Source organism: Dyella sp. (assembly GCF_036568765.1).
Classification (GTDB): domain Bacteria; phylum Pseudomonadota; class Gammaproteobacteria; order Xanthomonadales; family Rhodanobacteraceae; genus GSA-30.
The window spans coordinates 1-3,527 of the sequence record NZ_DATCRY010000150.1 but is presented as its reverse complement, the minus strand read 5'-3'; the positions used below and the strand labels follow the sequence as shown (position 1 = coordinate 3,527).

Here is a 3,527-nt window from a genome sequence, read left to right as displayed (position 1 = left end):
GTTCATCAACTGGGCGGTGAAGCCGTTCTCGATGGCGCTGCTGGGCTGGATCTTCGTGCGTCATGTGTTCTCCGCATACCTGCCTGCCGATCAGATCGATTCCTACATCGCCGGCTTGATCCTGCTCGCTGCCGCGCCGTGTACGGCGATGGTGTTCGTCTGGAGCGGTCTCTGCAAAGGCGAACCCCATTTCACACTGAGCCAGGTGGCGCTCAACGACGCCATCATGGTGGTGGCGTTCGCGCCCATCGTCGCCCTGCTGCTGGGCATTTCTTCGATCACGGTACCGTGGGACACATTGCTGCTGTCGGTGGGGTTGTACATCGTCATCCCGGTGCTTTTCAGCGTCGCCCTGCGGCGCGCGATCCTGGCCCATGGAGGGATGGCGAGGTTGCAGGCATTACTGCATCGGCTCGGTCCGGTCTCATTGCTCGCGCTCCTGGCCACGCTCGTGTTGTTGTTCGGGTTCCAGGGACAGCAGATCCTGACGCAGCCAGCGGTGATTGCCATGCTGGCCGTGCCGATCCTGATCCAGGTTTATTTCAACTCGGGACTGGCCTATCTGCTGAATCGCCAATTCGGCGTGCCTCACTGCGTGGCGGGGCCCTCGGCGCTGATAGGTGCCAGCAATTTCTTCGAGTTGGCCGTGGCGACGGCGGTAGGTCTTTTCGGTGTTCATTCCGGCGCGGCCCTGGCTACGGTCGTGGGCGTCCTGATCGAAGTGCCGGTGATGCTCTCGGTCGTGCGCATCGTGAACCGTTCACGCCGATGGTACGAAGCACGAATCTAGCCCTCCGACCCGTTGCCGGCTTTTCGCTACACTAGCGCCAACCGCTCTTTCCGTTGTGCCGCCGTCCCTATGCAGACCTCGCAGACCGTCAAGATGCTATCGGCACTCGCCCAGGAGTCGCGTTTGTCGATCTTTCGGATGCTCGTGCAGCAGGGGCCTGAGGGCCTTCCGGTAGGGACCATCGGCGAGCGTCTGGGAATTCCCAATGCAACGCTATCCTTCCATCTGAAGGAGTTGTTGCATGCGGGCCTGGTGACCAGTCGCCAGAGCGGCCGTTTCATTTACTACGCGCCCGTGATCGAAGCCATGAACGATCTGGTCGGGTTCCTGACCGAGAATTGCTGCAACGGACAGAGCTGCGGACCCTCTTCGGCGAAGCCGAAGTCGGCTACGGCCGCGCGTATACGTCGGAGCGCATCCTAGGGTGCGCCGCATCGGATAAGTTTCGCCGCGAACAGTCACTGCCAAGGAGCAATTACAATGGACATCGACACCGCCGCCATCGATAAAGCCGTTCTCGCGTTACTCCAACTGACACTGCACGATCGCGACCGTGCGTGGAAGGGTTTCGATTGGGACACCATGAACCGGCTTCACGAACAAGGGATGATCGGCAATCCGGTCGGCAAGGCGAAGTCCGTCGTACTTACCGAAGCCGGGATGCTTGAATCCGAGAGGCTTTTCAAGGAGCTTTTCGCGAAGTGACTTTCAGCCCAGCTTGAACAACCACTTCACCATGCGCTTGAATGTCGCGCCGTACGGTGGATTGAGCAAGCCCACGCCATTGAGTCGCGCTTGCCGGAACACGGGCTTCATGTGCGAGAACGTGCGGAAACCCGCCTCGCCGTGGTAGCCGCCCATACCTGATTTGCCGACGCCGCCAAACGGCAGTCCATGTTGTGCGATGTGGTAGAGCGTGTCGTTGACGGTGACGCCGCCGGCATGGGTTTGCGCCAGCACGCGCTCGATCGTGTTCCGATCGTCCTCGAACAGATAAAGCGCGAGTGGATGCGGATGGCTGCCGATATACGCGATGGCCTGATCGAGCGAATCGTAGGTTACCAAGGGCAGCAATGGCCCGAAGATTTCCTCCCGCATCACGGCCATGCTGTCGTCCACGCCGAGCAGTAAAGTTGGGCCAAGCAAGCGGCGCGTAGCGTCGTCGCCGCCATCGAACAAGGATTCGGCACGCGCGCCGGCGGCTACCGCGCTATCGCGCAACGACGCCAGGCGCCGATAGTGGCGATCGGTGGCGATGCTCGCATACTGCGTAGCGCGCGACGCCTCCGGGTACAGGCGTTTGGCGACGCGTTTGGCTGCCTGCAGAAAATCCCCGACGCGCTGCTTGGGCAGCAGGACATAGTCCGGCGCAATGCAGGTCTGACCGGCATTGACCAGCTTGCCGTAGAGAATGCGTTCCACGGCATGTTCGAAGCGTGCATTCGGGCCGACGATGGCAGGCGACTTGCCGCCGAGTTCCAGCGTCACCGGCGTCAGATGCTGCGCCGCTGCGCGCATGACGTGGTGGCCGACGGCAGTGGAACCGGTAAATAGCAGGTGATCGAAAGGCAGGCCGGAAAACGCCTGTGCGACGTCCGCATCTCCTGTGATTACGCGCACTTCGTCGGCCTTGAAATACCGCCCGCACTGTTCGGCGAACAGCGCAGAGAAGCGCGGTGTGAATTCGCTCATCTTGATCATCGCGCGATTGCCCGCCGCGAGCGCGTCGATCAACGGACCGACGGCCAGGTAGAGCGGGTAGTTCCAAGGCACGATAATGCCGATTACGCCGCGCGGCTGCGGCACGGTCATGATGCCGGCTGGCAGGAAGGCCATGCCGGCCATGCCGCGCCGTGGGCGCATCCACCGGCGTCCATGGCGCAATGCATGGCGCAAGCCGGACAGGCTGGGGAAGATCTCCAGCAAGTCGGTTTCCTCGCGCGGACGGTTGCCGAAATCGGTGGAGATGGCATCGGCAAACGCTTCACGCTGCTCCAGCAGCATGCGTTCGAGCGCGCGCAGGCGCGCGGCGCGTGCCGGCCAGCCGGGCAACGGGTCCTGCACCTGTGCCTGGCGCATCAGGAGCAGGGTCTGGTGCAGGTCGTTGTCCGGTGCGTTCATGGCTTAGCCTCTAGAACCTGGCGCGCAGTTCGAGACCGTACATGCGCGGCGGTGTAATGCTCGCGAAGGGCGTGCCGAACACCGTGCTGCTGATGTTGTTCACGCCAGTCACGTAGCGGTTGTTGAACAGGTTGTTGGCATAGAGTGCCACGCCCCAGCGGTCGCCGGGAGCATGCCAATCCAGTCGGGCGTCGGTGCGCTGCTGCGCCTGGCCGACCTGGAAGTTCGGGCTGACCACGCATTCGCCCTGCAGCTGCGAATCGGCGTTGCAGCGCTCGCGCCCACGGTAGGCGTAGTTCAGATCGAACTCCAGCGCGCCATGGGCGACCTGCTCCCAGGTGTAGGACACGCCGGCGGTATAGGAGAAGCGCGGTTCGCCGGTGGGTTGGCCGTCCAGGTCCACGCCCGAGGGCGCGATGGCCTTGCGGTAGGTCGAATCGATATAGGCGCCGGTGAAGCTGAAACGCAGCGCGTCCAGCGGTCGCCACTGACCCTCCAACTCCAGGCCCTTGGCCTCCTGATCGGTGCTGTTGACCAGGTAGCGTGGCACGCCGGAGCCTGCGCTGTTCGGGTCGAGCGTCAGCGACTGGCGGTTGTCGTAGCGGTAGTAATAGAC

At 62.7% G+C, this 3,527-nt stretch carries 4 protein-coding genes and 1 pseudogene; 3 read left to right on the top strand and 2 right to left on the bottom strand.

Going from position 1 to position 3,527, the window contains the following annotated elements:
• From VIM98_RS10580 to VIM98_RS10570, 3 genes are all read left to right on the top strand, one after another.
• The coding region (locus VIM98_RS10580; protein ID WP_331993068.1) for an arsenical-resistance protein at window positions 1-790 on the top strand (790 nt) is incomplete at its 5' end.
• Window positions 791-859: 69 nt separating this feature from the next.
• Window positions 860-1,213: a metalloregulator ArsR/SmtB family transcription factor gene (locus VIM98_RS10575; protein WP_331993067.1), complete on the top strand. Its 354-nt coding sequence runs from the start codon at window positions 860-862 to the stop codon at window positions 1,211-1,213.
• Window positions 1,214-1,270: 57 nt separating this feature from the next.
• Window positions 1,271-1,495 carry a DUF6429 family protein gene (locus tag VIM98_RS10570; protein ID WP_331993066.1) on the top strand — a complete coding sequence of 75 codons (225 nt, stop codon included), beginning with the start codon at window positions 1,271-1,273 and terminating at the stop codon, window positions 1,493-1,495.
• Between the two features lie 3 nt (window positions 1,496-1,498).
• Here the strand turns inward: VIM98_RS10570 and VIM98_RS10565 are convergent, their stop codons facing one another.
• Both VIM98_RS10565 and VIM98_RS10560 read right to left on the bottom strand, forming a co-directional pair.
• Complete coding sequence (locus VIM98_RS10565; RefSeq protein ID WP_331993065.1) at window positions 1,499-2,911, bottom strand: coniferyl aldehyde dehydrogenase; 1,413 nt, start codon at window positions 2,909-2,911, stop codon at window positions 1,499-1,501.
• Window positions 2,912-2,921: 10 nt separating this feature from the next.
• Window positions 2,922-3,527, bottom strand: a pseudogene (locus VIM98_RS10560) (TonB-dependent receptor); the annotation flags it as partial.